We start from the raw sequence: 25,303 nt of genomic DNA on the forward strand, positions 1-25,303 counted from the left end.
TGCGCTGCTCGGCCCCTTCGGCCCCGCTGGTTTCATGTGCTCGCGCCAGGCGGGCATCGGCCGACGTCGCCGCGCTGCTCAAGCGGGACCTCCCTAGATCTCTGGTCCGCTCTCCACGCCACCGACTGGCACTGCTGGTGGCGGTCAACGACAAGGCGGCTGCCCACCCGATGTGTTGTCGATGATCGCCCTGCGTGAGCGGCAGGGGTGTATGACTGCCCTGGAACACGTATGACTGTCCGTCATATTTATGCCAGACAGGCATACAGGTCTCGGGCAATAGTGTGGGTCGGCGCCCGACCCCGACCCCGACCCGGCCCCGCGGTCGTCGGGCCTCGGTGACCGCGCTGCCTGTGCTGTTGGCTGTCCCTGGGCCGCCGCCGGTTCCGCTCGCGCCGCCACTGCCGCGCCGCTGCCACCGGCCCCGCCCGCACCGTCCGTGCTGCTGGCATCGCCCGCACCGTCCGTGCTGCTGGCATCGCCCGCACCGTCCGTGCTGCTGGCATCGCCCGCACCGTCCGTGCTGCTGGCATCGCCCGCGCCACTCCACTGTTGATCAGGCGGGAGCGCGGAGGGCGGGGTCCGGGTCGGCGGTGGGGCGCGAAGGGCGGTCAGGGGGCGGGATGGTGACGCAGGGCGGCGATGAACCAGTCCAGGACGGGGGCGAGGGTCGGGGGTGGGGTCCAGCCGTTGACCGTGGCGAGGAGTTGGAAGTAGCGCTCGGTCCGGGGGTCGTTCGCGACCTCCAGGCGGGCCAGTAGCGCGCTGCGGTAACCGGCGTCGTCGACCCGGTCGAAGACCTCGCCGTACGCGGCGACCAGCGCGGCCACCACGTGGCCGGCGCGGGGCGACTCGGGGGTGATGCCGGCGGCGCGGGCCAGCTCGACGGTGTCGCGGACCCGGAAGGTGAGGTCACGGACCATCGCCACGACCTCGGGGTGGGCGTCGCCGACGGTCTCGTCGACGAATTCGTGGACGATGCGCCGACGTTCGGCGTCGGAGATCGTGGTCAGCTCGGGCATGGAACTCGTCTCCACTACTGGGCCGGAGGGACGTCACGGGTGGGGCGTGGTGAGGGGCTTGAGGGGGAGCGCCGGGCGGTCGGGGGACGACCGCCCGGCGCGCTCGGGCCCCGGGTGGCAGCCCGGGGCCCGAGGGTGGGAGTGCCGGTCAGGACACCGTGCAGGCGACGCCGTTGACGGTGATCAGGTCCGGCGACGGGTTGGCCAGCGTGCCGGTCTTGGCGAGCAGACCGAAGGTGATGCTGGCGCCCGGCGCGATCTTCGCGTTGTACGACTCGTTCTTAGCCGTCACGGTGGCCCCGGACTGGGTCACCTTGGCCGTCCACGCCTGGGTGACCTTCTGGTCGCCGTTGTAGGCGTACCGCAGGGTCCAGCCGTTGATCGCGGTGTCACCGGTGTTGCGCAGGACGACCTGGGTGTTGGAGCCGTCCGGCCAGGTGCCGTGCACCTGGTAGCTGACCGCGCAGGTGCGCGGGGCCACGGCCTTGGCCTCCCCCTGGTCGGCGAGGAACGACGCGAGCCAGGCCAGCGCCGAGTTCCAGTTGACCGCCACCTCGTTGGTCGAGTACGAGTTGATGTCGTCGACATAGCAGAACATCGGCGCGCAGTCCTTGAGCAGCTGGGCGACGAACGGGTCCTGCAGGGCGGCGTTCGGGCCACCGGCGAGCGAGCCGACCGGCGGGTTCGGCATGGCCGGGTTGAGCTGGTTGCCGAAGATCCGGCTGTGCTGGTTGCGCGCGTTCTGCTCGCCCCAGCCGGTCACGTACGACATGTTCAGCGCGTTGCGGCCGAGCAGGTAGTCGGTCGCCTGCACGGCGCCGTCCCGGTACTTCGCGTCCCGGGTCAGGTCGAACGCGGTGGCCAGCACGACCATGTTGTTGATGATGTTGCTGTTGCTCCCCCAGACGTAGCTTGCCGCCTCGCCCGGCACCGGCAGGCCGTACGCCTGGGCGTGCAGGGTGGTCAGGTAGTTGTCGGCGGCGGCGGTCACCGAGTCGCGGACCCGGGTCTTGTCGGCGGCCGGCAGGCCGTTCGGCACGGTGGCCAGGTCGAGCCGGCCGACCGCGCCCACGCTCTGCCAGCTGAACGCGCCGCCCGTGGCGAACACGTCGCCGTTGTGCTGGGGCGAGGCGGTCAGGTCGTCCAGGTACGCCTTCTTGCCGGTGGTCAGGTACAGCTCCACGGCCGCCCAGTAGAACTCGTCGGTGACGTTGGTGTCGTCGTACGCGCCGCCGCCGATGCCGTCGTTCGGGTCGGCGTAGACCGCCGGGTGCGCCTTCGCGGCGGCGTACGCGCTCGACGCGGCGGTGCCGCAGCGGGCGGCGAACGCCGCGTCGTACGGGGCGAACAGGCGCTGGCACTGCGCGGCGACGGCAGCCAGGTTCAGGGTGGCGGCGGTCGTCGGCGGGTGCAGCTCACGCGGCTGGGCGTCGTCCTGCGGGGCGAGCGGCAGGCCGGTCCACGCCTTGTCGTGGATCTTGTGGTGGACCATCCCGGACAGCGGCTTGCCGTCCGGCACCTGCATCCGGAGCAGGAACTCGATCTCCCAGCGGGCCTCGTCGAGGATGTCCGGCACCGCGTTGCCCCGCTCGGGCACCCGCAGCGTCGAGTCACCCAGTGCGGCGCCACCGGCGGCGGTCTCCGCCGTCTTGGTCCGCTCGAAGGCGCTCAGCAGCTGGTAGGCGGCGATACCGCCGTTGACCACGTACTTGCCGTGGTCGCCCGCGTCGTACCAGCCACCGCGCACGTCCAGCGAGTAGTCGCAGACGCCGGGCTGGCAGGGCACCTGCGTGTCGCCCTGGTTGGGGGCCACGCCGAGGTGGCCGGCCGGGCGGGCGTACTCCTCGCCGATCAGGTCACCGTCGATCTCGATGCCGCTGCGCTGGGCGTAGAAGAACTGCATCGCGTCGGCCCGCAGCCGGTCGTAGAGGTCGCCGGAGATGTCGAACGGGTGACTGGTCTCGCCGTCGGCGACCAGCGTGTAGCCGGTGCCGGGCGTGCGGAAGGACGAGAAGTCGACGGTCTGCACGTTCTGCCCGGAAGCGGCGTCGACCCCGCGCGGGGTGCTCTGGCCGCTGGCGACGACCGTGCCGGCGGCCGACTTGAGCTGCCAGGGCAGCGCCCCGGTCGACTCGGTCACCACGGTGGCGTTCTTCGGGCCGCCGGGCAGGTAGCCGACCTGGTTGACCCGGACCCGGGGGCCGGTGTCCGGCACGTACGGCGGGGCGGCCTCGCCACCGCGCAGCGAGACGTTGTCCAGGCAGATCCGCTGCTCGGCGGCGGCCCCGCCGACCTGGAAGATGAGCTGGGCGTTGGGGTTGTCGTCCGGGACGGTGAACGTCTGCTCGACCCGCTTGCTCGTCGGGGCGGCCACCGCCGGCACGCTCGCGTACGACGTGTAGGGGGCGCTGCCGAGCTGGAGCACGGCGTTGACGCTCAACCCGGGGGTGGCGGAGATGTCGAAGCTGAGCTTGTATTCGGCCCCGGCGTTGAGCCGGACCCCGTCGTGGCCGATGCCGGCGTCCCACGGGTTGGCCAGGCCGGCGGGGACGGTGACGCAGAGCCGGCCGTCGACGACGTCGAGCGGGCCGGTGCCGTAGGAGAACCAGGGCGAGACGCCCTCGCTGAAGTCGCCGTTGCTGATCTGCTCGGGCGCGTCCGGCGGGACTTCGGCGTGGGCCACGCCGGTGCCGGCGCCGGTGAGGATCAGGGTCGTCGCTGCCAATACCGCGAGATGCCGCCGACGTCGTCGGGTCAGGATCACGGGATTCCTTTCCGGGCGGAAGGACAGTGGTGGGGTGTGCCGTAGATGGTCATCACTGGGAGCGCTCCCAGCTATCAGCCAGATGTTTCCAGCGCGTCTCGTCCCTGTCAATCGATTCGACTGGATGACCTTCGGGCTGGTCGCAGCCGTCCGGATCGACGCCTGCGGTAGTGAGATTCGCCGCGCCACGCGCAGTCGTCCTGATCTCCTAGAGACAACAACGCCCTCCGCCTGGCAGGCTGCCACCCATGACCCTGAAGCTTCGTTCCGTCGGGACGAGCGACCGTGGGCTGATCCGCAGCGGAAACCAGGACGCCCTGCACTCCGGTGCCTGGCTCGTCGCCGTCGCCGACGGCATGGGCGGGATGGCGGCCGGCGACCTGGCCAGCCGGATCGCCATCGACGCGGTCGCCCCACTGGACGTGGAGACCCCCGAGGACGCCCTGGTGGCGGCGTTGCAGACCGGCATCGAGCTGGCCACCGCGCGGATCCACCAGGCGGTCGAGGAGGACCGGGAGCGGCAGGGCATGGGCACCACACTGACCGCCCTGCTCTTCTCCCGCACGGGCAGCTGCCTGGCGCTCGCGCACGTCGGTGACTCCCGGGCCTACCTGTTCCGCGAGGGCACCCTCAAGCAGGTCACCCGGGACGACACCTTCGTCCAGATGCTGGTCGACCAGGGCGTGATCAGCCCCGAGGAGGCGTCCAGCCACCCCCGGCGGGCCGTGGTCACCCAGGCGTTGCAGGGCGAGCAGGTCTCCCCGTCGTACGCGACGATGGTGCCCCGGGCCGGTGACCGCTGGCTGCTGTGCAGCGACGGCCTCTCCAACGTCGTCCGCCTGGAGACCCTCACCGAGGTGCTCCGGGAGACCCCCGACCGGGAGGCGTGCGCCCGCCGCCTGATCGACCTGGCGCTGCGGGCCGGCGGCCCCGACAACATCACCGTGCTCATCGCCGACGTCGTCGACGAGTGACAGCTCCGCCGCCCTGCGGCGTCGGCTCGGCGTCGTCCGGCGGTGCGTCGGCCCGGCGTCGTCCGGCGGTGCGTCGGCTCAGCGTCGGCGGTGCGTGGTGTGCCGGGTCGGGGTGGCCGTGGTCGGGTCCTCCGGCCAGGGATGGCGCGGATAGCGCCCGCGTAGTTCCCCGCGCACCTGCGGGTAGCCGGTGCGCCAGAACGACGCCAGGTCGGCGGTGACCGCGACCGGCCGGCCCGCAGGGGAGAGCAGGTGCAGCAGCACCGGCACCCGACCGTCGGCCAGCCGGGGCGCGTCCGCCCAGCCGAACGTCTCCTGGAGTTTCACCGCCAGCACCGGCGCCGCCGGATCGGCGTAGTCGACCCGGACCCGGGAGCCGCTGGGCACCTCGATGCGTTCCGGGGCCAGCTCGTCCAGCCGGCCCGCCTGCGGCCAGGGCAGCAGCCGACGCAGCGCCCCGGTCACGTCGATCCGGGCCAGGTCGGCACGGCGACGGGCGGCGGCCAGCTCCGGCCCGAGCCACCGGTCGGCGGCGGCGAGCAGCGCGGCGTCGGAGACCTCCGGCCAGTCCGCCCCCAACGCCTGCCGGCAGAACGCCAGCCGCTGGCGCAGCGTCCGGGCCGCCGGGGTCCAGGTCAGCAGGTCCAGGCCCACCTGGCGCAGCCCGTCGGCGAGGGCGGCGGCCAGCAGCTCCGACGCCGGCCGGGCCAGTGGGCGGCTGACCAGCTCGATCGCCCCGAGCCGGGCCACCTGCCGGGCCAGCACGTCGCCGTCGACCCAGCCGACCTCGCGTACCTCGGTCAGCAGCGGACCGCCGACCTCCCGGGCGGTCGCCTCGTCGACCGGGGCGGCCAACCGGACCCGGGCGGTCGGTGCGCCCGGCGACCGGTCGGCGACGGCGACGGCCAGCCAGCCCGTCCCGGCCAGCGCCGACCCGGCCGCCAGCTCCGCCCCGGTCCCACCCGCCATCAGGTACGACGTCCCGCCGGCCCGGCGCAGCCGGGCCAGCCGCTCCGGATAGGCCAGCCCCACCAGCAGCCCCGCCGCCAGGTCGTCCGGCAGCCGTGCGCCGACGTCGCCCCGCTCGGTGGTGGCGGGCAGGGCGGCGCGCAGCCGGCGTACCTCCGCACGCCAGCGGGCGGTGGCACCGGGATCGGTGTCGTCGCGCAGCCGCCGCCACCCGGCGGTGAGGTCGTCGTGCCGCCCGGCCAGTCCGTCCTCGGCGAGCAGGGCGACCAGTTCGGCGGCCCGGTCCCGGCCGACCCGGGCGGCGCCGTCGAGCAGGGCGCGACCCAGCCGGGGGTGGGTGCCGGTGGCGGCGATGGCCCGTCCCCGGGCGGTCACCCGACCGTCGGCGTCGATCGCGCCGAGGCTGGTCAACGTCTCCCGGGCGACGGTCAGCGCGGCGGGCGGCGGTGCGTCGGGCAGTGCCAGGCCGACGCCGTCGGGGCTGCCCCAGGCGGCCAGGTCCAGGGCGAAGCCGGTCAGGTCGGCGGTGGCGATCTCCGGCTCGGGCTGGGCGGCGAGCCGGCCGTGGGCGGCCTCGGACCAGCAACGGTAGACCACCCCCGGGGCCTGCCTGCCGGCCCGCCCGGCCCGCTGGGTCGCCGCGGCCCGGGACACCGCCACGGTGACCAGTGCGCCCAGCCCCCGGGACAGGTCGGTGCGGGCCACCCGGGCCAGGCCCGCGTCGACCACCACCCGGACCCCGGGCACGGTCAGGCTGCTCTCCGCGACGGAGGTGGCGAGCACCACCCGACGTCGTGCGGCCGGGCGCAACGCGGCGTCCTGTGCGGCGGCGGGCAGCCGCCCGTGTAGTGGCAGGACGGCCACCCGGTCGGTCAGGTCGGCCAACCGGCGGGCCACCGCCCCGATCTCGCCCGCCCCGGGCAGGAAGACCAGCAGGTCGCCGTCCTGCTCGTGCAGGGCCCGCCGGACGGTGGCGGCGACGTGGTCGAGCAGCAGCGGATCGACCCGTCCCGCGCCCGGCGGCGCGACCGGGCGCGGCGGCGGCGTCCAGACCCGGGCGACCGGGTGCAGGGCGGCGTCGGCGCGGACCACCGGGGCCGGCGTGTCGCCGCCGAGCAACGCGGCGAACCGGTCCGCCTCCGGGGTCGCCGACATGGCCACCAGCCACAGCTCGGGCCGCAGCGCCGCGCGGGCCTCCACGGTGAAGGCCAACGCGAGATCCGCGTCGAGCTGCCGCTCGTGACACTCGTCGAGCAGCACCGCGTCCACCCCGGGCAGCTCGGGGTCGCGCAGCAACCGGCGGACCAGCAGGCCGGTGGTGACCACCTCGATCCGGGTGGCCGGGCCGACCCGGCGGTCGCCGCGCACGGCGTACCCGACCCGGTCGCCGACCCGCTCGCCGAGCAGGTCGGCGATCCGTCGGGCCGCCGCGCGGGCGGCCACCCGGCGGGGCTGGGCGACCAGCACCCGACCGGGCACCCCGTCGGCCACCGCGAGCGGCGCGAGGGTGGTCTTGCCGGTGCCGGGCGGGGCCACCAGGACCGCGCTGCCGGTGCCGGTCAGCGCCCGCAGCAGCGGTGGCAGCGCCGGCCGGACCGGCAGGTCGAGTGGTACGTCACGGAGCACGGCTGCCACTGTGGCACGCCGGGGGTCAGCCCGGTCGTACCGCCTCCATGCCGGTGACGAAGGCTGTCCAGGCGTGGGCGGAGAAGACCAGCGCGGGACCGCACCGGTCCTTGCTGTCGCGCACCGCGATCCGGTCGTCGGTGGTGGCGATCTCCACACAGTTACCGTTGCCGCTGCTGCGGCTGCTGGTCCGCCAGTCCATCATGGACAGAGGCAGCGCCTGCATTCCCATACCTTCCGTTCCCCCCGGGCGTGCCGCAATGCGATCACGCAAAGTGACGAGCAGCCTCCTCCAGGCGGGCCAAAGACGCCGCCGGATCCAGTGCCATCCGGCACAGCTCCTCGTGCACAAGGGTATACCCGCGCACGTGTCCCGCTTCCTCCAGCGCCAGACCCAGCGTGAGATTGTCCAGGTAAACCACGGAATTGTCGGCCGCGTCGGCAAACGTGATGATCACGTACGGAGTGCTCATCGCCGGGTGCCCGCCGGACGCGAACGGAAGTACGTGGCATGTCACGTTCGGTGACTGGGCGATCCGGGCCATGTGGGTCAGCTGCTCCGCCATGACGGCCGGTCCGCCCACCGGGCGCAACAGCACCGCCTCGTTGAGCACCACCGACAGCTCGACCGGGGGAGACTCCCGGTGCAGCACCTCCTGCCGGCGCAGCCGGGCGGCCACCTTGCGTTCCAACCCCTCCTCGCCGGCCGTACGGCGGAACATCTCCCGGGCGTACGCCTCGGTCTGCAACAGGCCGGGGACGGACTCCGCCTCGTAGGTGCGCAGGCTCTCCGCCTCCGCCTCGAGGCCGACGTAGAACTCGAACCACTCCGGCAGCACGTCGCTGTAGTTCTGCCACCAGCCGCGCTGCTGCGCGCCCCGGGCGATCTCGATGAGCGCCTCGGCATCGACGCCGGTCACCTCGTAGAGGGCCAGGGCGGCGCGGACGTCACGGGGTTTGATCCCGATCTGCGCGTTCTCGATCCGGGACAGGTTGCTCTTGGACATGTCGAGTTGGCGGGCGGCCACGTCGAGCGTCATGCCCGCGCGTTCCCGCAGTTGGCGGAGTTCACGGGCGATGCGGCGGCGGCGAACGGTGGGGCTGGCAGTCACCCTCCGAGTCTGTCACGACAAGATCCGCAGGTCGCATGAGTACGGAGTGCAACCATCGAATCTGGGAGTTGCAAAGCTGGAGGTCTGGGGGCATCCTGTCACCCGGCGTGGATCACCTGTGGACAATGCGTTGGAGGCTCGTTTGCTGATCGCCGACGAGTTTTTTCTGATTGCGCACAACGACAGCCGGGGCAAGGCCAAGCTGCATCCGAGCGCCACCGGCCTCGGTCTCGCCGCCGGTCTGCTGGCCGAGTTGATCCTCTTCGGACAGATCACCGTCTCGGGTGGACTGGTCAGCGTGATCGACCGGCGTCCCCCGGCCGACGCGCTGGCCCACACCGTGCTCGACCAACTGATCGGTGAGTCGCAGCACCAGGCGGTGCGCACCTGGCTCGCCTTCCTGGCCCAGTCGTCCACCACCTCGGTGGGGGAGCGGCTGGCCCGTGCCGGGGTGCTGCGCCGGCAGGAGAACCGCCGGCTGCTGCGGACCACGGTCAGCTACCTGCCGATCGACCTCAACGCCGCAGCCTGGCCGGCGACCCGGCTGCGGGCCCTGGTCGAGCGGCCGGAGCAGCCCCTGGTGTCGGACACCACGCTGCTCGGGCTGGTGGCCGCCGCCGGGCTGACCCGCGAGGTGCTGTGGAGCGCCGGCCCGCGCGCCCACCACCGACTGGCCACCCTCGTCCAGTCGCTGCCTCCGCCGCTGAAGGAACTCGTCGTGCACACCGAGGCCGCGGTCGGCGCCGCGGTGCTGCGCGGCATCCCCTGATCTCGCCGCGCCACCACCTTCCCCCTCATCTCCCCCTCTTCCGGAGCAGCCCCATGCCCCCCCATCCGACAGTCGTACGACCAAGCAACGTCAGTGACGCCCTGGCCCGTGGCCGCCTCGGCGTGCCGTCGGTCATCTTCTTCGTGCTCTCCGCCGCCGCCCCGCTGACCGTGGTGGCCGGCGTGGTCACCACCGGTTACGCGGTCACCGGCATCACCGGGATGCCGCTGGCCTTCCTCGCCGTCGGCGCCGTGCTGGCGCTCTTCTCCGTCGGCTACGTGGCGATGGCCCGCCGGGTGGAGAACGCCGGCGCGTTCTACGCCTACGTCGCGCGTGGCATCGGCCGGCCGGCCGGCGTCGGCGCGGCCTGGGTCGCCCTCATCGCGTACAACGCGCTCCAGGTCGGTCTGTACGGCGCCATCGGCGCCGCCGCCGCGCCGGTGCTCGGCACCCTCTTCGGCGTCGAGCCGCACTGGGCCGTGGTGGCCCTGGTGGCCTGGGCGCTGGTCGCCTTCCTCGGCCTGCTGCGGGTGGACGTCAACGGCAAGGTCCTGGCGGTGCTGCTGATCGCCGAGATCGTGGTGATCGTCGTGTTCGACCTGGGTCAGCTCAGCAACCCGGCGGGCGGCACGACCAGCTTCGCCGCGCTGGCCCCGTCCAACCTGCTGGTGCCGGGGGCGGGTGCGCTGCTGGTGCTCGCCATGACCGGCTTCGTGGGGTTCGAGTCCTCGGTGGTGTTCAGCGAGGAGAGCAAGGACCCCAAGCGGACGGTGCCGCTGGCGACGTACCTCTCGGTGGCGATCATCGCTGGGCTCTACGCCCTCTCCTCCTGGTCGATGACCGTGGCCGTGGGGCCGGAGAACATCTCCGCCGCCGCCGGTGAGCAGAGCATCGAACTGATCTTCAACCTGGCTGCCGCGCACCTCGGCGACACCGCCGTCACCATCGGCCAGGCGCTCTTCATGACCTCGGTGCTGGCCGCGATGATCTCGTTCCACAACACCACCGCCCGGTACGCCTTCGCGCTGGGCCGGGAGCGGGTGCTGCCGGCCGCCTTCGGGCAGACCTCGCCCCGAACCGGGGCACCCCGGGTGGCGTCGCTGGCGCAGAGCCTGCTCGGCCTGCTGGTGATCGTGCTGTACGCGGTCAACGGCTGGGACCCGGTGGTGCAGCTCTTCTACTACGCCGGCACCGGCGGTGGCTTCGGCGTACTGCTGCTGATCGCCACCACCAGCGTCGCCGTGATCGTCTACTTCGCCCGGTCCGACACCTCGGAGTCGCTCTGGCGGCGGGCGATCGCCCCGGCACTGGCCACCGTCGCGCTGGCGGCCGTCGTCGCGGTGGCGGTGACGAACTTCGCCACCCTGCTCGGCGTCGCGCCGGACTCGCCGCTGCGCTGGATCATCCCGGGGGTCTACCCGGTGGCCGCGCTGATCGGCTTCCTCTGGGGCATGGTGCTGCGGTCCAACCGTCCCGATGTCTACGCCCGGATCGGGCGCGGCGCGGAGAGCGCGGCGACCTCACTGTTCGACCCGCCGGTGGACGGCCCGGTGCCGGTGGAGGCCCGGCGGTGAACACGGTCACCGTCGAGCGACTCGACGCCGCCGACACCCGGCTCGTCGCCGAGCGGATCGCCGAGGCGTTCCTGGTGCTCCCGGCGACCCGGTGGCTGGTGCCGGACGAGGCGAAGCGGGAGGCCGTCTTCGCCGACAACTTCGAGATCCTGGTCGACCACGCGATGCGGCACGGCCTGGTCTTCGGCACCGCGGACCGGGACGGGGTGGCGGTCTGGCTGCCGCAGGTCGGTGGCGATTCGCCGGCCCCGGTGGACTACGACGACCGGCTGGCCGCCGCCTGTGGTGAGTGGACCCCCCGGTTCCAGCACCTCGACGAGCTGTTCGCGGCCAACCATCCGCATCCCGACCACCACCACCTGGCGCTGCTGGCCGTCCGGCCGGGGCGGCAGGGCCAGGGGCTGGGTACCGCGCTGCTGCGGCACCACCACGCCTGGCTGGACGACCATGGGGTGCCCGGCTACCTGGAGGCGAGCAGTGAGGCCGGGCGGGACCTCTACGCCCGGCACGGCTACCGGTTGCGGGAGGTCTTCCGACTGCCGGACGGCACGCCGTTCTATCCGATGTGGCGGGACCCGGCGGCCGGCTGACCGGACCGACGAGACCGTGGCCCCGACGCACGCGCGTCGGGGCCACGGCTTTTCCGCTTCGGAGCCACGCCGCGCGGAGTCGGGCGCGGCACTTCCTACGTCGGGTACGGCGGTTGCGGAGCCGGGCACGGCGCTTCCTACGTCGGGTACGGCGGTTGCGGAGCCGGGCACGGCGCTTCCTACGTCGGGTACGGCGGTTGCGGGTCGGGCCACGGGGTTGCGGGGTCGGGCACGGCGGCTCCGGACATGGGGAAGGCCCGGCCGGCGAACCGCCGGCCGGGCCTCGTGGTCGTGGCCGTCACCGACCCGCCGGGTCGGTGACCGCCGCCACCCCCTAGTAGGTGCCGTCGAGCTGACCGCGCAGCTTGGTCAGGGCCCGGGCGAGCAGCCGCGACACGTGCATCTGCGAGACGCCGATCTGGTCGGCGATCTGCGACTGGGTCAGGTTGCCGTAGAAGCGCAGGGTGAGGATCTTCTGCTCGCGCTCGTCGAGGGTGGCCAGCGCGGGGCCGAGGGCGACCCGCAGCTCGGCCAGCTCGAACTCGTTGTCCTCGCCGCCGAGCATGTCGCCCAGTTCGGTGGCCCGGTCGCCGTCGCCGGTCGGGGTGGACAGCGACACCGCGTTGTAGGCGCGGGCACCCTCCAGGCCCTCCAGGACCTCCTCCTCGGTGATCTTGAGGTGGGCGGCGATGTCGGCGACCGTCGGCGAGCGGCCGAGGGTCTGCAGCAGCGAGCTGTTGGCGTCGGAGATGGCCAGCCGCAGCTCCTGGAGCCGACGGGGCACCCGGATGTCCCAGGTGCGGTCGCGGAAGTGCCGCTTCAGCTCACCGATGATGGTCGGGATGGCGTAGCCGGCGAAGTCGACACCGCGCGTCGGGTCGAACTTGTCGATCGCCTTGATCAGGCCGACGGCGGCGGTCTGGGCCAGGTCGTCGGTGGGCTCGCCCCGGCCGCTGTAGCGGTGGGCCAGGTGGTTGGCCAGCGGCAGCCAGGCCTCGATCGCCCGGTCCCGCAGCGCGGCCCGCGACGGGTGGTTGGCGGGCAGTGCGGCCATCGCGTTCAGCAGGTCGGCGGCGCTGTCGGTGAGGGCGCGCGGGTCGAGCTTCTCGGTGGTGGTCGGCGTGGTGGTCGCCTGCTCGCTCATGGTTGACGCGGTCATTGGTGGTCCTCCCTGCACCTCGTCCGCGGAAAAAGGCGTGACGCTTTGGTTTAGCTTCAGATGGGCCGTTCGGAAGCCACCATAGCCTGATCGGTGAAGGGAAATCTAGCCGAAAGGCTGATGTACTTAAGTGATTTTGCTTCACCAAAGCCCCGAAACGGTCATAGATTACCGATGACGGTGATCCCCACCACGCAACGTCGTCCGATCCGGGGACCGGAGCCGGCACGGCCCCGCCGGGTCGCCCCGCCCGGCCCACCGGTGGACCGGTCCGTCGACCGGGAGCCCGACACCACGGTGCCGTGTCGGGTTTCCGTCCTTGTCCCGCCGCCGAGCCCGCCCGTACCGTCGCGGGGACCACCCCGTACGGAGGAAACACCGTGCTCGACCCCGCGGACCCGCAACTCGTCGTCGACAGCCGGACGCTGCACTTCAGCTGGCTGCCGGCCGACCCGGACGCGGTCGCCGCCCTGGTCCCCCCGGGCCTGCGCCCCCGGCCCGACCGCCAGGTCTTCATGAACCAACAGGTCGTCGAGGACGCCGCCCAGACCTCCGGCTTCGGCGCTTACACGCTCACCTACCTCGGGGTGGCCCTCGCCGGGGTCGACGCGCCCGACGGGGTGACCCCCGGCGGCTGGTGGACCCACTACGTCACCTGCAGCCCCCGGGTGCGTGACTACGCCGCCGCCCGGGGCGCCCCCGCCGTGCTGGGGCGCACCACCCTGCGGGTACGCGGTGACGTGCTGGTCGCCGACACCGAGATCGGCGGCGCCCCGTTGATCCGGACCCGGGCCCGGGTCGGCCAGACCGGCCACGAGATACGCGCCGGACACCACCGCTACTTCACCCTCCGCGACGGCGACCTGGTCAGCGGCGTCTACCCGTACGTGTCGGAGCCGGTCAGCCCCTTCGAGATCGAGTCGGTCGAGTTCTTCGACCCGGTGCACCCGAGCTACGCGCTGCGCCCGGAGAACCCCCTGCTCATCGTCGGTGGCTGCTACGCCCCGCGTACCTCGTTCGCCTACCCGGGCGGACTGACCCGGTATTCCCCGCCGCCCCCGGCGACGTCAGCCACCGCACCCGCCCGGCCCGCGTCCAGCGGGCCGACCGCCTCGGAGGCTCACCAGGTGCCCTTGCGCCGGGCGTGCAGCGGCCTGCCGTCGGGGTCGTAGACCAGCCGGTAGGCCGGCAACGCCCAGAGCCGGGTGTACCAGGGCAACCGCTCGGGCCGGTGCGGACGCAACCGGCCCGGTGGCCGGGGACCCTGCCGACCGGTGTCGTACCACCGTTGCAGGGCGTCGGCGGTCGAGGTGATCGCCGCCACCGCGTCGGCCGGATCCAGCAGGTCGACGTCGTCGGCCCCGTCCGGATCGCGGTCCAGGTGCTCACGCCACAACCGCAGCCGCAGGTCCCGGGCGAACACCCGGGCACCGTCACCCTGACCCGCCGGGTCGGCGGGGGCCCTCGGGTCGCGGGTGTCGTCGAGCACCGCGCAGGACAGCTCGCTGTCGTGCGTCCAGGACCGGCGGTTGAAGTTGTCGCTGCCCACGCTCGCCCAGACGTCGTCGACCACGCAGATCTTGGCGTGTACGTAGACCGGCTCGCCCGCCCGGTTCTCCACGTCGAAGACGTGCACCCGTTCCGGGGCGGCCCGCTCACACAGCGACAGCGCCTGCTCCCGGCCCACCATGTTCGGCGGCAGCGCCAACGCGCCGTCGACGTCCGGATGACGCGGCACCACGGCGACCAGGTGCAGGTCCGGATTGGCCCGCAGCGCCTCGGCGAACAGCTCCGCCACCTCGGTCGACCAGAGGTACTGGTCCTCCAGGTAGATCAGCCGGCGGGCCCGGCGTACCGCCTTGGTGTAGCCGCGGGCCACCGTGCGCTCGCCGTCCGGCGCGAACGCGTAGCGGGGGCGGACCGCAGGATAGGTACGCAGCACCTGGATGCGGTGCGGCCCGCAGGGCGGCGGGTCGGCCGGCTGGGCGGGCAACGGATCGGGGCGGAGGTCGGAGCCGCGCAGCCGGTCCCGCAGGTAGGCCAGCGGGTTCTCCGAGTCCAACGGCATCGGGTCGGTCCACCGCTCGCGGAACGTGGTGTCCAACGCACCGACCACCGGCCCCCGGACGGCGAGCTGCACGTCGTGCCAGGGCGGGCGCGGGCCGTACCGGGGCGACATGGCCAACGGCTGCGGGTCGCCGTGGTGGTCGGCGTCGTCGCGGCGGCTGTGGCACAGGTCGATCCCGCCGGCGAAGGCGACGTCCCGTTCCGGCGCGTCGGGGTGGCGCAGCACCACCAGCTTCTGGTGGTGCGACCCGCCCCGCCTCACCCGCTGGTCGAGCAGCACCTCACCGCCGGCGGCGTTGACCGTCTCGCTCAGGTCCCGGTTCTCCGCCTCGCTGTAGGACAGCGCGTCGAGGTGGGAGCGCCAGAGCAGCCCCTTGACCACCACGCCACGTTGGGCGGCCTGCGCGAAGAGTTGGGCCACCGTCGGGCCGTCCGGGCGCATCCGTTCGTCCGGGTCGCCCCGCCAGTCGGTGAAGAAGAGGTGGTCACCCGCGCCGAGGGCCTCCACCGCGCTGACCAGGCGGTCGAAGTACGCCGCACCGTGAATCAGTGGCTCGGCGAGGTTTCCGGTCGTCCAGACGGGTATCCCCGACACCGGGTTGGCGCGTTCCTCAGCGGTCAGGAACCAGTCCTCGATCGCCACGCTCCACCTCCCGAGGTCGACGACGTCCTCACGGTAGGACCCCCGCCGCGAATGCGCATTCCGGGTAGCACGACAGACGCCCGGACGGTGGCCTACCGCACCCCGTAGAGCCGCGAACGCCGAGGAGGCACCGCAATGCCCGCCGAGACGACGAATTCCGCGACCGAGGACCGTACGCAGGCGGTCGAGAGCGAACGCGGCGCAATCCTGGCGGTGCTGCTCATGGTGATTCTCGGGGTGGCCGGGATCTTCGCGGTCTCCTGACGGCCGCCACCCACCTGCCACCACCGCCCGCCCCGGTCCACCGGAACGGACACCGGGAAAAGGACACCTCGGCGCACGAGGGCCTCCCCTTCGCGCCGGTCACCGCGCCCGAAACGGGCGTCCCGGGATGTCCCGGGACGCCCGTGGACGGGTCACCGGCTTCAGACCGGCGTGCGCCCGGTCAGGGGCGGTCGCCCTGGCCGCCGGTGTGCGGCAGCCGCTGGGCGGGCACGACGCCCAGCTTGCCGGCCTGGAAGTCCTCGAAGGCCTGCATCAGCTCGGCGCGGGTGTTCATCACGAACGGCCCGTAGTGCGCCACCGGCTCCCGGATGGGCTTTCCGCCCATGATGTAGAGGTCCAGGCCCGGGGTGTTGCCATCCTGCTTGCCGGCGGCGGTCACCCGCAGCGCGTCGCCCGGACCGTGCACGGCCAACTGGCCGCCCTGCAACGGTCGCCGGTCGGTGCCGACCGTGCCGCGACCGGAGAGCGCGTAGACCAGCGCGTTGAAGTCGGCCCGCCAGGGCAGGTCCAACTCGGCACCGGGCTCCAGCGTGACGTGGGCGATGGTGATCGGCGTGTGGGTCGACCCCGGCCCCTGGTGCCCGGCGATCTCACCGGCGATGATCCGGATCAGCGCGCCGCCGTCCGGCGTGGTCAGCAGGGCCGCCTCCCGACCCCGGATGTCCTGGTAGCGCGGCGGCATCATCTTGGCCACCCGAGGCAGGTTGACCCAGAGCTGGAGGCCGTGGAAGAGGCCACCGCTGGCGACCAGGTGCTCCGGTGGGGCCTCGATGTGGAGCAGGCCGCTGCCGGCGGTCATCCACTGGGTGTCGCCGTCGGTGATGGTGCCGCCGCCACCCTGCGAGTCCTGGTGGTCCATGATCCCGTCGATCATGTAGGTGACCGTCTCGAAGCCCCGGTGCGGGTGCCACTGGGTGCCCTTCGGCTCGCCCGGCGCGTAGTCCACCTCGCCCATCTGGTCGAGGTGGATGAACGGGTCGAGATCCTGCATCGGCACCCCGGCGAAGGCCCGGCGGACCGGGAAACCCTCACCCTCGTAGCCGCTCGGGGCGGTGGTCAGCCGGCGGACCGGCCGGTAGCTGGTGGTCTCGTCGAGCCGGGGCAGGCGGGGCAGGACGAGGACGTCGTCGACGGTGATCGCGGGCATCTCGGCTCTCCTCAGGTGTCGCGGTGGGTGGACGACGCGTCCCGGTCGGCGCGCAGCCGCCGGCCGAGCCGATCGAAGACCCGGGTCAGGGTGGTGACCTCGGCGTCGTCGAGGTCGTCCATCAAATGCCGGCGGACCGAGGCGAGGTGCCCCGGCGCGGCCTCGCGCAGGGTCAGCAACCCGGCGGCGGTGAGCACCGCCTCACTGCCCCGACGGTCCCCGGGGCAGGACTGCCTGGAGACCAGGCCCCGCCGCTGCATGGTGGAGATCTGGTAGGTGAGCCGGCTGGGGGAGAAGACCAGCCGGCCGGCCAGCTCACCCATCCGGAGCCGCTGGCCCGGCGCCTCGGAGAGCAGGACCAGCACGTGGTAGTCGGCGAAGCTCAGCTCCCCGTCGGCACGCAGGTCGTCCTCCAGCTGGGTGAACAGCCGCTGGCTGGCCTCGATGTAGGCACGCCAGCAAGCCATCCGCTCGCTGTCCAGGCTCTCCGTCATGCCCGAACAGTAGCACTCCTTCAAATTTAAACAAGCTCTCTAATGTGCCTGTGAGCAGCGAGACACTTCTCCTTGACGGGAGGAAATTCAGGATTTGAAAGGAAAGGGTGGCCGGTGAGCTGGCAGACTGCCCCGGTGGAACCCGTACAGATCACCGCACCCGGCCTGGTGCTGCGTCCCTGGCGGGCGGCGGACGCGCCGGCCGTGTTGGCCGCCCTCGTCGACCCCGACATCGTCCGGTGGAACGGGCAGGGGGTGACCGACCTGGCGCAGGCCGCCGCGTGGATCACCCGGCGGTCCGACCGCAGCGACGGCAGCCACGTCTCCGTCGCGGTCACCGACGCCACCGACGGGACGCTGCTCGGCGCGGTCTCCGTGCACCAGATCCGGGACGGCAACGCCGCCGTCGGCTACTGGACCGCCGGGCCGGCGCGCGGACGCGGGGTCGCCTCCGGCGCGCTGCGGGCGCTCACCGGCTGGGCCTTCACCCACCTCGACCTGCACCGGATCGAACTGTGCCACGCGGTCGACAACCCCGCCTCCTGCCGGGTCGCCACCCGTGCCGGCTACCGCTGGGAGGGCACGCTGCGTGAGTCGCACCGCTACGGCGACGGCCACCGGCACGACGAACACCTGCACGCCCGCCTCGCCACCGACGACTGACCCGCTCCGCTCCCGCTCACCCGTCGCGGCCCTGCCCTGTCCCGGGTGATCAAGAGCTTTGCGTCACCGTTGAGCTCGATTTCCGCCTCAAACTTCTTGATCACCGCCGCTCGGCGCGGTGTCCCGGTGGAGCGTCCCGTGATCAAGAGGTTTGCGTCATCGATGAGCTCGATTTCCGCCTCAAACTTCTTGATCACCGCCCCTTCGGCGCGGTGTCCCGGCGGTGTCCCCGGTGATCAAGAGGTTTGCGTCATCGTTCAGCCCGATACTGACGCGAACCTCTTGATCACCGGGGACGGCGGCTCGGGGGAGGGTGCGGGGGTCGGGGGAGAGCGGCTCAGGGTGGGGGAGGGGAGAGCGGCTGGGGTGGCGGGAGAGGGGTGGGTCGGGTTCGGCGGCTGGTTAGGGTCGGTGGGTGGACGATCTCGACGTGCTCGACTGGCGGGAACGCACCGCCGCGCTCTACCTGTCCGACACCGACCTGGCCGGCTTCCGGGCCGCCCGGGACGAGTTGTTCCGCAGCCACCCGGCCAGCCCGCTGCCGGCCGCCGACCGGGCCGCTTTCCCCGGGCTGGGCTGGTTCCCGGCGGATCCGGCGGCGGTGGTCGAGGCCCCGCTGCGTCCCGCCTCCGGCACCGAGACCATCGACACCGGCGGCCCGGACGGGGTGGTGCGCTACCGGCGGGTGGCGGTCGCCGAGACCCCGTGGGGGCCGCTGACCCTGTGGTGGATCGAGGCGTACGGCGGGGGACTGTTCGTGCCGGTCCGCGACGGCACCAGCGGCCGGGAGACGTACGGCGGCGGTCGGTACCTCACCGACACGGTCAAGGGCACCTTCGGGCGGGGACTCACCGTGCTCCCCGGGCACCGGGTCCGCCTCGACGCCAACTATCTCTACAACCCCAGCTGCGCGTACGACGACACCTGGGCCTGCCCGCTGGCACCCCCGGAGAACCGGGTCAAGGTGCCGATTCGGGCCGGTGAACTGGTCTATCCTCGCCGCGACCGCTGACCCTGCCACGTCCCCGCCCCACCCACCTCGCCGCTCGGAGAGAGGTGAGGTCAGCGGCCGGCCTGGTATGTCCAGGTCAGGAAGCGGTCGGTGGCGTCCACGGGCCTGCCGCCGTCGAGCTGCGTGAGATGGTCTTCGGCTTCCTCCTTGAGCGTCGACAGCAGGGTCAGCAGGCCCGGCCGGTCGTCGGCGTACGCCGCGATGAGCGCGAGTTTCGCTTCCCCGCAGGGCCACGGGTGGGCGTCGATCCGGCAGAGCCAGGTGGGTGGTAGCGGCGTGTGCCGGCCGGGAAGCAGCTCGGTCACGCCACCACGACCTTTCCCGGGATCGGCCTGCGTGGAGCCGGTCGACGGGGGCCGGGCTCCAGACGTGTCGCTCCGGCCGGCATCAGGAACAGGGTCCGCCGCCGGACCGCGTCGCCGGCTGCGTCCAGCTCGTAGGCGTCGATCCACAACCAACAGTCGTACGTGTGCCGGTCGGTGAGCACCCGGATGACCCGTACCGTGGTCGGCCGGATGAACTGCACGCTCGCGGCGCGCGTCAGGTGGAGCACGTCACCGGGGCGGATCGTGTGCGGGGTCACCGGGCCAGCTCCCGTTCCAGCCGGGGGGCCCGGCGGTGGCAGTGGGCCCGGCGGTGGCAGGGGACGGCGTTCCCCAGCCGGCCGGGGCCCCGCCATGGTGGGATGAACGGCCCGATCGGGCCGGGCACCGACGGGCGTGCCGGTGGTGGGTCGTCGTCAGGCTTGCGGTGCGGCTCGGGCGGCGGTGGGCTGTCGGGCTCCGGCGTGTCCGGCACGGTGTTCCCCCTTGGTAGCGGTGGATGGAACGGGGGCCGCCTCCTGCCCCTCCACAGGAGACGGCCCCCGCAGCAGGCGCGGCCGGCGGATCTCCCCTCCGACCGGCGGCGCCGCTCTGGCTCCACCTTGCCGAGGGTTGTGGAGCGAACACACCGCGTAGCAATATGGAGGCAGACGTTCGGAACGTTCGGTCGGAACGGGGGAGGGAGCGGGATGAATCTGGCAGTCAAGGAGGCCATGGCGCAGACCGGGGAGACCGCCGAGAGCCTGGCAGCTCAGGTCGGGGTCGACCCGAAAACCGCAGCCAGGTGGGCACGCCACGGCAGCATCCCGCAGACCCGGCATCGCGCCAAGGTCGCGGCGGTCCTGGGCCGCGACGTCCTGGACCTCTGGCCGGACGCGCTGAAGCGCCACGAGCCGGTCTGGTTCCGACGATGGGCGGACATCGAGCGCGAAGCGGTCGAGCTGCGATGGTTCGAACTCGCGTGGGTGCCGGGGCTCCTGCAAACGGAGGCGTACGCGCGGGCGACGCTGGCGCTGGCTACACCCACCCCCGAAGAGGTCGACGAACTGGTGACGGCACGGATGCAGCGGCAGGCGATCCTCCACCGGCCGCAGCCTCCGCTCGTCGTCGCGGTGATCGATGAAGCGGTCCTCCGGCGGCGCGCAGGCCGCGACGGCAAGCTGATGCGCGAGCAGTGCGAACACCTCGCGGCCTGCGCCGAACTGCCGTGCGTGCAGGTGCACGTCGTACCGCTCGACACGCCCATCTACCTGGGCATGGGCGGTCCGTTCATCCTGGCCGAGCTGCCGGACGGTGCGCGGATGGCGCACCAGGACGGTCCGGCCAGCGCACACGTCACCGACGACGCGGCAGAGATCGCTAGCCTTGAACGTAGGTGGGCTCGCATAGTCGGCGAGGCCCTACCCCGGTCGCAGTCTCTCGACCTCATCAGGAAAGCGGTGGCAGCATGGACCTGACCGGCGCGCGGTGGCGCAAGAGCACGAAGAGCGGGGACAACGGCGGCGCGTGCGTCGAGGTCGCCGACAACCTGCCCGGCGTCGTCCTGGTGCGGGACACGAAGGACCGTGACGGCGGGACGCTGGCGTTCGCGCCGGGCGCGTGGCGGGGGTTCGTGGACTTCGCGAGGACGTCCCGCTAGTCAGACAACATTCAAGGCCCCGATCGGCCGGGGCCTTTTCGTCCTGATCGTCACCTCCGGTTCGCCGTCGCCGTGGCCGTGGCCGTGGCCGTGGCCGTGGCCGTGGCCGTGGCCGTGGCCGTCGCCGTCGACCGGAGCGGCGGGTGCTCCCCGGGCCTGTCGTGGTCGGGCCGCCCGCCCCGGTCAGGGGCCGACGACGCGACCGCCGCCCCGGCGCTGGGCGCGTCGGGGCGGCGGCTGGGTCGGACGGGTCAGCGGGCGGTGGCCCCGGTCGGGGTCAGGTGCATCCGGCCGAGCATCTGCCGCGCCTGGTCGGCCAAGCCGGCGTCCACGGTCACCGCGTACTGGCCGGCCCGCAACGAACTGGCCGAGGTGAAGTCACGCTGGCCGCCGGACATGGCGTGCGCCACCGCGCCGAACACGGCACCCCAGATCGCGCCGATCACCAGCCCGACCAGGATCACCGCGAGCCAGTTGCCGACCGTGAAGATGCCGAACAACAGGCCGATGAACAGCCCGAACCACGCGCCGGTGCCGGCACCCAGCAGGGCGGCGCGTCCCGTGGTGAGCCGGCCGAGGACCGTCTCCACCAGGGTGAGGTTGGTCCCTACGATCGCGCTGTGCTCCACCGGGAACCGGTTGTCCGCCAGGTAGTCCACCACCCGTTGCGCGGACGGATAGTCCGGGTACGCGCCGATCGTCACCGCCGGCGCTCCGGCCTGCGGGCCGTGCCCGTCCCCCGGGGGCGTCGCCGGCCGGCCGGCCGGACCGGACGGGAGGTTGTCGCCGCCCGGCATCCCGGGTCGCCAAGTGGCGGTCGGGTTCGCTGCTCTGGTCATGGCATCCTCCTTCGTCAACGACCGGCGTTCCCGCCGGCCCGCCGAGGTAACGCCGGCAGCTCCGGCAATCCGCGCCGGGCGGCCGGGGTGACGGTCACGGGCGGACAGACAGAAGACGGTGTGGTCGAGGAATGCGCTCCGGGGTGCCCGGGTAACCCGGCCCGTGGACAGCGGACGGATCAGCGAGCACGGGTTCCTTGCCGACGGTCGCAGCGCCGCGCTGGTGGACCGGCACGGCTCGGTCAACTGGTGGTGCCCTGCCCGGTTCGACAGCCCGTCGGTGTTCGGGCGGCTCCTCGACGACCGGGCCGGGCACTGGTCGATCGCCCCGGAGGGCGACGACGTGCGGGTGACCCGCTCCTATCTGGACGACTCGCTGGTGCTGCGTACCGTCTTCCACACCGGGGCCGGGTCGGTGGCCGTCACCGACGCGTTGGCGCTGGAACCGGACGCACGCGGGCACGACATCGGCCTGCGCTCGCCCCGGGTGCTCGCCCGGCTGGTCGAGGGGATCTCCGGCGAGGTGCCGGTACGCGTCGAGTTCGCTCCCCGGTTCGAGTACGGCCGGGTCACCGCGTACCTGACCCACGCCGCCGGGGTGATCGACGCGCGTGCCGGCGCGTGCCGGCTCAGCCTGCGCTCCGACGTGCCGTTGGCCTGCCGCCGTGGCGACGCCGTCGGCCGGGCGACCGTCCGGGCCGGGGACACCCTGCGGTTCACCCTCGGGTACGCCCCGACCTACGGCGGCGGCGAGCCGGCCCTGCCCGCCGCCGACCGGGTGGTGGCCGACGCGGTGGCCGGCTGGCGCTCCTGGGCCGACCTGCACGACTACCAGGGTCTCTACCGCGACCAGGTACGCCTCAGCGCGATGGTGGTGCAGGGCATGACCTACCAGCCCAGTGGCGCGATCGTCGCGGCGGCCACCACCTCGCTGCCCGAACAGCTGGGTGGCGACCGCAACTACGACTACCGCTACGTCTGGGTCCGCGACTTCAGCCTCACCCTCCAGGCGCTGTGGCGGTCGGCCTGCCCCGACGAGGCCGACCGGCAGTTCTCCTGGGTGGCGCGGGCGATGGGCCGCATCGACGACGGCCGGGTGCCGATCATGTACGGCGTGGAGGGCGAGCGGGACCTCACCGAACACTCCCTGGACCACCTGCGCGGCTACGCCGACAGCCGGCCGGTGCTGGTCGGCAACGACGCCTGGACCCAGCGGCAGAACGACGTGCTCGGCGAGATCCTCGACGCCGCCTGGCTGATGCGGCACTACCTGGACCCGATGTCACCCGACGTACGGCACCTGCTGCGGGCCCTGGCCGACCAGGCGGTCCGGGCCTGGCACCTGCCGGACTCCGGCATGTGGGAGTCCCGCGACGCCGAACGGCACTACGTGTCGTCGAAGGTCCAGTGCTGGACGGCGTTGGACCGGGCGGTGCGCTTCGGTCCTCGCCTCGGCGATCCGGCCGACATCGGGCGGTGGGCGCGGGCCCGCGACGAGGTCCGCGCGGCGGTGCTGCGGCGGGGATGGAACGACCGGCTCGGCGCGTACACCGGGGCCTTCGACTCCGACCGGTTGGACGCCTCGGTGCTGCTCATGCCGCTTGTCGGGTTCCTGCCCGCCGCCGACCCGAGGATGCGCTCCACCATCGACGTGGTGGAGCGGCGGCTGTCGCGCAACGGGCTGCTGCGCCGCTGGGACGGCGACCCGGCCGGTTTCGTCATCTGCTCGTTCTGGCTGGCCGGTTGCCTGGCCCTGGCCGGCGAGCAGGAGCGGGCCACCCGGCTGTTCGAGCAACTCGCCGGCCGGGTCAACGACCTCGGCCTCTACGCCGAGCAGATCGACCAGGCCACCGGCGAGCAGGTGGGCAACTTCCCGCAGGCCTTCTCGCACATCGGCCTGATCAACGCGGCCGGCTTGCTCACCGACGTCGCCGAACGACGACGCGACCTCGCCACGGAGCGACCGCATTTCGTGACGACCGGCACCGACATCGTGCCGACGTCGACCTGAGCCGTGCCGACCGGTACGGGACCGACGAAGGGAACACGCTGATGAGTGGACGACTGACCGGCCGCACCGCCCTGATCACCGGCTCGGACTCGGGCATCGGGCAGGCCACCGCGATCGAGTTCGGTCGGGAGGGCGCCGACGTGGTGGTGCACTACCTGCACGACCACGCCGGCGCGGACCACACCCGGGCCGAGATCGAGAAGGCCGGCCGGCGGGCGGTGGTCGTGCAGGGCGACATCAGCGTCGAGCACCAGGTCGAGGCGATGTTCGACGAGGCGCTGACGGCGTTCGGCACGGTGGACGTGCTGATGAACGACGCCGGGGTGGACGCCTCCGGCATCGGCGTGGCCGACCTGGACACCGAAACCTGGGACCGGTGCATCCGTACCAACCTGTACGGGATGTTCTTCTGCTGCCGGCGGTTCGTCCGGCACCGCCGCGACCAGGGCGGCGGCGGGAAGATCATCAACATCACCTCGATCCACCAGGAGGTCGCCCGGGCCGGCGGGGCGGACTACGACGCCAGCAAGGGCGGCATGCTCGAACTGGCCAAGAGCCTCGCCCTGGAGGTCGCCCCGATGCGGATGAACGTCAACAACATCGGACCCGGGATGGTGCTCACCCCGTTCAACCAGGAGGCCATCGACGACCCGAAGTACCTGGCGGAGCAGGTGCAGAGCATCCCGTGGAAGCGGGCCGCCGAGCCGGTCGAGATCGCCCGGCTGGCCGTCTTCCTCGCCAGCGACGACGCCGACTACGTGACCGGGTCGACGTACTTCATGGACGGCGGCCTGATGCAGAATCAGGGCCAGGGCGCCTGAGCCGGCCGGCCGCGCCCGGCCCCGCCCGGAAGGTCCGCCTGATGCGGCTGCTCATGATCGCCGACACCCACCTGCCCCGCCGCGCCCGGGACCTGCCCGACGAGGTCTGGGCGGCGGTGGACGCCGCCGACGTGGTGCTGCACGCCGGGGACTGGGTCGAGGTGGGACTGCTCGACCGGCTGGTCGGCCGGGCCCGTCGGCTGGTCGGCGTGTACGGCAACAACGACGGCCCCGACCTGCGGGCCCGGCTGCCCGAGGTGGCCGAGGTGGAGCTGGCGGGCCTGCGGGTGGCCGTGGTGCACGAGACCGGGCCGAAGACCGGCCGGGAACAGCGATGCGCGGCCCGGTTCCCCGATCGGGACCTGCTCGTCTTCGGCCACTCGCACATCCCGTGGGACAGCGTCGCACCGGGCGGCCTGCGGTTGCTCAACCCCGGCTCGCCCACCGACCGGCGGTCCCAGCCGTACGCCACGTACCTGACCGCCGAGGTGGTGGCGGGGCAACTCGACCGGGTCGTGCTGCACCGCCTGCCACCCCGTTGAGGTCACCGGCCCCGGCCGGTCTCCTCCTGCAACTCGTCGATCCGCTGGGACGCCTCCGCCTTCGTCAGGTCGTCCGGCACCTCCTCGCCGGCCTCCCGGGCCAGGGTGTGCAGGTACGACTCCTGGGCGGCGGTCGGCGGTTCGTCGCCGGTCACCCACTCCTGCGGATCCTTGATCGCCCCACGCGGGTCGGGCTGCTGGTCGTTGCGGTCGGTCATCAGGTTCACCTCTCCTCGAACAGCCGTGCCAATACCCCGC

At 72.8% G+C, this 25,303-nt stretch carries 26 protein-coding genes; 13 read left to right on the forward strand and 13 right to left on the reverse strand.

The window, feature by feature from the left end; genetic code table 11:
• Positions 1-611: 611 nt before the first annotated feature.
• Both J7462_RS30335 and J7462_RS30340 read right to left on the reverse strand, forming a co-directional pair.
• On the reverse strand, positions 612-1,022 hold the full coding sequence (locus J7462_RS30335; RefSeq protein ID WP_219469422.1) for a hypothetical protein: 411 nt from the start codon (positions 1,020-1,022) through the stop codon (positions 612-614).
• Positions 1,023-1,170: 148 nt separating this feature from the next.
• Positions 1,171-3,780 (reverse strand): glycoside hydrolase family 9 protein, encoded by a 2,610-nt coding sequence (locus J7462_RS30340; RefSeq protein ID WP_219470857.1) that lies wholly within the window; start codon positions 3,778-3,780, stop codon positions 1,171-1,173.
• A 254-nt stretch (positions 3,781-4,034) separates the two neighbouring features.
• Here J7462_RS30340 and J7462_RS30345 point away from each other — a divergent pair, with 254 nt between their 5' ends.
• Positions 4,035-4,760 carry a PP2C family serine/threonine-protein phosphatase gene (locus J7462_RS30345; protein WP_208568967.1) on the forward strand — a complete coding sequence of 242 codons (726 nt, stop codon included), beginning with the start codon at positions 4,035-4,037 and terminating at the stop codon, positions 4,758-4,760.
• Positions 4,761-4,838: 78 nt separating this feature from the next.
• Here the strand turns inward: J7462_RS30345 and hrpB are convergent, their stop codons facing one another.
• From hrpB to J7462_RS30360, 3 genes are read right to left on the reverse strand one after another with little or no spacing between them, the layout of a single operon-like run.
• Positions 4,839-7,355, reverse strand: a complete 2,517-nt coding sequence (hrpB, locus tag J7462_RS30350) for an ATP-dependent helicase HrpB (protein WP_219469425.1) — start codon at positions 7,353-7,355, stop codon at positions 4,839-4,841.
• 25 nt (positions 7,356-7,380) lie between these two features.
• A complete protein-coding gene (locus J7462_RS30355) occupies positions 7,381-7,581 on the reverse strand; it encodes a DUF397 domain-containing protein (RefSeq protein WP_208568965.1) in 201 nt (66 codons plus the stop codon).
• Positions 7,582-7,621: 40 nt separating this feature from the next.
• A complete protein-coding gene (locus J7462_RS30360; protein WP_208568964.1) occupies positions 7,622-8,467 on the reverse strand; it encodes a helix-turn-helix transcriptional regulator in 846 nt (281 codons plus the stop codon).
• A gap of 142 nt (positions 8,468-8,609) precedes the next feature.
• On the opposite strand from J7462_RS30360, the gene J7462_RS30365 reads away from it, so the two are divergent.
• Genes J7462_RS30365 through J7462_RS30375 form a run of 3 tightly spaced genes read left to right on the forward strand, consistent with a single transcriptional unit; the run spans position 8,610 to position 11,400 of the window.
• Positions 8,610-9,236: a GPP34 family phosphoprotein gene (locus tag J7462_RS30365; RefSeq protein WP_208569071.1), complete on the forward strand. Its 627-nt coding sequence runs from the start codon at positions 8,610-8,612 to the stop codon at positions 9,234-9,236.
• A 53-nt stretch (positions 9,237-9,289) separates the two neighbouring features.
• Positions 9,290-10,810 carry an APC family permease gene (locus J7462_RS30370; RefSeq protein WP_219469431.1) on the forward strand — a complete coding sequence of 507 codons (1,521 nt, stop codon included), beginning with the start codon at positions 9,290-9,292 and terminating at the stop codon, positions 10,808-10,810.
• Positions 10,807-11,400 carry an N-acetyltransferase gene (locus J7462_RS30375; protein ID WP_219469434.1) on the forward strand — a complete coding sequence of 198 codons (594 nt, stop codon included), beginning with the start codon at positions 10,807-10,809 and terminating at the stop codon, positions 11,398-11,400. The genes J7462_RS30370 and J7462_RS30375 overlap by 4 nt, the downstream gene beginning before the upstream one ends.
• Before the next feature lie 334 nt (positions 11,401-11,734).
• Here J7462_RS30375 and J7462_RS30380 read toward each other — a convergent pair whose 3' ends face one another.
• Entirely contained in the window at positions 11,735-12,559 is an 825-nt protein-coding gene (locus tag J7462_RS30380) for a SigB/SigF/SigG family RNA polymerase sigma factor (protein WP_208568961.1), read from the reverse strand.
• 380 nt (positions 12,560-12,939) lie between these two features.
• Here J7462_RS30380 and J7462_RS30385 point away from each other — a divergent pair, with 380 nt between their 5' ends.
• The gene (locus J7462_RS30385; RefSeq protein ID WP_219469437.1) at positions 12,940-13,731 is read left to right on the forward strand and encodes an acetoacetate decarboxylase family protein; all 792 of its coding nucleotides are present in this window, start codon (positions 12,940-12,942) and stop codon (positions 13,729-13,731) included.
• Here J7462_RS30385 and J7462_RS30390 read toward each other — a convergent pair.
• Positions 13,680-15,269: a phospholipase D-like domain-containing protein gene (locus tag J7462_RS30390; protein WP_219469440.1), complete on the reverse strand. Its 1,590-nt coding sequence runs from the start codon at positions 15,267-15,269 to the stop codon at positions 13,680-13,682. The two genes, J7462_RS30385 and J7462_RS30390, sit on opposite strands and share 52 nt — an antisense overlap.
• Before the next feature lie 135 nt (positions 15,270-15,404).
• On the opposite strand from J7462_RS30390, the gene J7462_RS32810 reads away from it, so the two are divergent.
• On the forward strand, positions 15,405-15,533 hold the full coding sequence (locus tag J7462_RS32810) for a hypothetical protein (protein ID WP_255597954.1): 129 nt from the start codon (positions 15,405-15,407) through the stop codon (positions 15,531-15,533).
• Positions 15,534-15,714: 181 nt separating this feature from the next.
• Here the strand turns inward: J7462_RS32810 and J7462_RS30395 are convergent, their stop codons facing one another.
• Both J7462_RS30395 and J7462_RS30400 read right to left on the reverse strand, forming a co-directional pair.
• Positions 15,715-16,701: a pirin family protein gene (locus tag J7462_RS30395; RefSeq protein WP_219469443.1), complete on the reverse strand. Its 987-nt coding sequence runs from the start codon at positions 16,699-16,701 to the stop codon at positions 15,715-15,717.
• Positions 16,702-16,712: 11 nt separating this feature from the next.
• Positions 16,713-17,195: a MarR family winged helix-turn-helix transcriptional regulator gene (locus J7462_RS30400; protein ID WP_219469446.1), complete on the reverse strand. Its 483-nt coding sequence runs from the start codon at positions 17,193-17,195 to the stop codon at positions 16,713-16,715.
• Positions 17,196-17,330: 135 nt separating this feature from the next.
• On the opposite strand from J7462_RS30400, the gene J7462_RS30405 reads away from it, so the two are divergent.
• Positions 17,331-17,858 (forward strand): GNAT family N-acetyltransferase, encoded by a 528-nt coding sequence (locus tag J7462_RS30405; RefSeq protein WP_219469448.1) that lies wholly within the window; start codon positions 17,331-17,333, stop codon positions 17,856-17,858.
• Positions 17,859-18,273: 415 nt separating this feature from the next.
• On the forward strand, positions 18,274-18,870 hold the full coding sequence (locus J7462_RS30410; protein ID WP_219469451.1) for a DUF1684 domain-containing protein: 597 nt from the start codon (positions 18,274-18,276) through the stop codon (positions 18,868-18,870).
• Positions 18,871-18,920: 50 nt separating this feature from the next.
• On the opposite strand, the gene J7462_RS30415 is transcribed toward J7462_RS30410, so the two are convergent.
• Together J7462_RS30415 and J7462_RS30420 are read right to left on the reverse strand one after the other, a co-directional pair.
• A complete protein-coding gene (locus tag J7462_RS30415; RefSeq protein WP_308291078.1) occupies positions 18,921-19,175 on the reverse strand; it encodes a flavin reductase in 255 nt (84 codons plus the stop codon).
• Positions 19,172-19,453, reverse strand: coding sequence for a hypothetical protein (locus J7462_RS30420; protein ID WP_308291079.1), 282 nt, complete (start codon positions 19,451-19,453; stop codon positions 19,172-19,174). The genes J7462_RS30415 and J7462_RS30420 overlap by 4 nt, the downstream gene beginning before the upstream one ends.
• A 429-nt stretch (positions 19,454-19,882) precedes the next feature.
• On the opposite strand from J7462_RS30420, the gene J7462_RS30425 reads away from it, so the two are divergent.
• Both J7462_RS30425 and J7462_RS30430 read left to right on the forward strand, forming a co-directional pair.
• Positions 19,883-20,650 carry a DUF5753 domain-containing protein gene (locus J7462_RS30425; RefSeq protein ID WP_219469454.1) on the forward strand — a complete coding sequence of 256 codons (768 nt, stop codon included), beginning with the start codon at positions 19,883-19,885 and terminating at the stop codon, positions 20,648-20,650.
• A complete protein-coding gene (locus J7462_RS30430; RefSeq protein WP_219469457.1) occupies positions 20,641-20,832 on the forward strand; it encodes a DUF397 domain-containing protein in 192 nt (63 codons plus the stop codon). Before J7462_RS30425 ends, J7462_RS30430 begins: the two co-directional genes overlap by 10 nt.
• Positions 20,833-21,083: 251 nt before the next feature.
• On the opposite strand, the gene J7462_RS30435 is transcribed toward J7462_RS30430, so the two are convergent.
• Positions 21,084-21,671 (reverse strand): general stress protein, encoded by a 588-nt coding sequence (locus J7462_RS30435; protein ID WP_219469462.1) that lies wholly within the window; start codon positions 21,669-21,671, stop codon positions 21,084-21,086.
• Between the two features lie 163 nt (positions 21,672-21,834).
• Here J7462_RS30435 and J7462_RS30440 point away from each other — a divergent pair, with 163 nt between their 5' ends.
• The 3 genes from J7462_RS30440 to J7462_RS30450 are packed head-to-tail and all read left to right on the forward strand — an operon-like array spanning position 21,835 to position 25,045.
• On the forward strand, positions 21,835-23,682 hold the full coding sequence (locus J7462_RS30440) for a glycoside hydrolase family 15 protein (RefSeq protein WP_219469465.1): 1,848 nt from the start codon (positions 21,835-21,837) through the stop codon (positions 23,680-23,682).
• A gap of 41 nt (positions 23,683-23,723) precedes the next feature.
• On the forward strand, positions 23,724-24,503 hold the full coding sequence (locus tag J7462_RS30445; protein WP_219469468.1) for an SDR family oxidoreductase: 780 nt from the start codon (positions 23,724-23,726) through the stop codon (positions 24,501-24,503).
• A 41-nt stretch (positions 24,504-24,544) separates the two neighbouring features.
• On the forward strand, positions 24,545-25,045 hold the full coding sequence (locus tag J7462_RS30450; protein ID WP_219469471.1) for a metallophosphoesterase: 501 nt from the start codon (positions 24,545-24,547) through the stop codon (positions 25,043-25,045).
• A gap of 2 nt (positions 25,046-25,047) precedes the next feature.
• On the opposite strand, the gene J7462_RS30455 is transcribed toward J7462_RS30450, so the two are convergent.
• Positions 25,048-25,263: a DUF3072 domain-containing protein gene (locus tag J7462_RS30455; protein WP_208569384.1), complete on the reverse strand. Its 216-nt coding sequence runs from the start codon at positions 25,261-25,263 to the stop codon at positions 25,048-25,050.
• Between the last annotated feature and the right edge of the window lie 40 nt (positions 25,264-25,303).

It is taken from the genome of Micromonospora sp. RL09-050-HVF-A (genome assembly GCF_019374995.1).
Lineage (GTDB): Bacteria > Actinomycetota > Actinomycetes > Mycobacteriales > Micromonosporaceae > Micromonospora > Micromonospora antibiotica.

Coding starts and splice junctions, on each gene's coding strand:
- J7462_RS30335 (WP_219469422.1), bottom strand. CDS start 1,022: ATGCCCGAGCTGACCACGATCTCCGACGCCGAACGTCGGCGCATCGTC.
- J7462_RS30345 (WP_208568967.1), top strand. CDS start 4,035: ATGACCCTGAAGCTTCGTTCCGTCGGGACGAGCGACCGTGGGCTGATC.
- J7462_RS30355 (WP_208568965.1), bottom strand. CDS start 7,581: ATGCAGGCGCTGCCTCTGTCCATGATGGACTGGCGGACCAGCAGCCGC.
- J7462_RS30370 (WP_219469431.1), top strand. CDS start 9,290: ATGCCCCCCCATCCGACAGTCGTACGACCAAGCAACGTCAGTGACGCC.
- J7462_RS30380 (WP_208568961.1), bottom strand. CDS start 12,559: ATGACCGCGTCAACCATGAGCGAGCAGGCGACCACCACGCCGACCACC.
- J7462_RS32810 (WP_255597954.1), top strand. CDS start 15,405: ATGCCCGCCGAGACGACGAATTCCGCGACCGAGGACCGTACGCAGGCG.
- J7462_RS30395 (WP_219469443.1), bottom strand. CDS start 16,701: ATGCCCGCGATCACCGTCGACGACGTCCTCGTCCTGCCCCGCCTGCCC.
- J7462_RS30400 (WP_219469446.1), bottom strand. CDS start 17,195: ATGACGGAGAGCCTGGACAGCGAGCGGATGGCTTGCTGGCGTGCCTAC.
- J7462_RS30425 (WP_219469454.1), top strand. CDS start 19,883: ATGAATCTGGCAGTCAAGGAGGCCATGGCGCAGACCGGGGAGACCGCC.
- J7462_RS30430 (WP_219469457.1), top strand. CDS start 20,641: ATGGACCTGACCGGCGCGCGGTGGCGCAAGAGCACGAAGAGCGGGGAC.
- J7462_RS30435 (WP_219469462.1), bottom strand. CDS start 21,671: ATGACCAGAGCAGCGAACCCGACCGCCACTTGGCGACCCGGGATGCCG.
- J7462_RS30445 (WP_219469468.1), top strand. CDS start 23,724: ATGAGTGGACGACTGACCGGCCGCACCGCCCTGATCACCGGCTCGGAC.
- J7462_RS30450 (WP_219469471.1), top strand. CDS start 24,545: ATGCGGCTGCTCATGATCGCCGACACCCACCTGCCCCGCCGCGCCCGG.
- J7462_RS30455 (WP_208569384.1), bottom strand. CDS start 25,263: ATGACCGACCGCAACGACCAGCAGCCCGACCCGCGTGGGGCGATCAAG.